Raw genomic sequence first — 1,062 nt, 5'->3', positions numbered from 1 at the left:
GGCGTTCCGGAGGGGACGCCGGCCTGTTCCATCTGCTCGGCGAGGATCAGGGCTTCCTCGATCAGGGTCTCCACGATCTTCGACTCGGGCACCGTCTTGATCACCTCGCCCCTGACAAAGATCTGCCCCTTGCCATTGCCGGACGCCACCCCCAGATCCGCCTCACGCGCCTCACCCGGACCATTGACCACACACCCCATCACCGCCACCCGCAACGGCACCTCCATACCCTCCAGACCCGCAGTCACCTCATCGGCAAGCCTGTACACATCCACCTGCGCACGGCCACAGGACGGGCAGGAAACGATCTCCAGACGACGCTGACGCAGATTCAGCGACTCCAGGATCTGGATACCGACCTTGACCTCCTCCACCGGCGGAGCCGACAGAGACACCCGGATGGTGTCCCCGATCCCCTCGGAGAGCAGCGCCCCGAAGGCCACCGCGGACTTGATCGTCCCCTGGAACGCCGGACCCGCCTCCGTGACCCCCAGATGCAGCGGATAGTCGCACTGCGCGGCCAGCTGCCGGTAGGCACTGACCATCACCACCGGGTCGTTGTGCTTCACCGAGATCTTGATGTCCCGGAAACCGTGCTCCTCGAACAGCGAGGCCTCCCACAGCGCCGACTCCACCAGCGCCTCCGGGGTGGCCTTCCCGTACTTCTCCAGCAGCCGCCGGTCCAGCGACCCCGCGTTCACCCCGATCCGGACCGGCGTCCCCGCCTGCGACGCCGCCCCCGCGATCTCCCGGACCTTGTCGTCGAACTGCTTGATATTGCCCGGGTTCACCCGCACCGCCGCACACCCCGCATCGATCGCCGCGAACACATACTTCGGCTGGAAGTGAATGTCCGCGACCACCGGGATCTGCGACTTCGCCGCGATCACCTTCAACGCATCCGCATCATCCTGCGTCGGACACGCCACCCGCACAATCTGACACCCCGACGCCGTCAACTCCGCAATCTGCTGCAACGTCGCACCGATGTCCGACGTACGCGTCGTCGTCATCGACTGCACCGACACCGGAGCATCCCCACCCACCGCCACCGACCCGACC

The 1,062-nt window shown here is 66.3% G+C and carries 1 protein-coding gene; it reads right to left on the bottom strand.

The features are described from left to right. The coding region (ispG, locus tag ABCR83_RS32660; protein WP_462698891.1) for a flavodoxin-dependent (E)-4-hydroxy-3-methylbut-2-enyl-diphosphate synthase at nt 1–1,062 on the bottom strand (1,062 nt) is incomplete at both ends.

Source organism: Streptomyces xingningensis (genome assembly GCF_054957865.1).
Note: the sequence above shows the minus strand (reverse complement) of the source record. Positions and strands in the feature narration are given on the sequence as shown.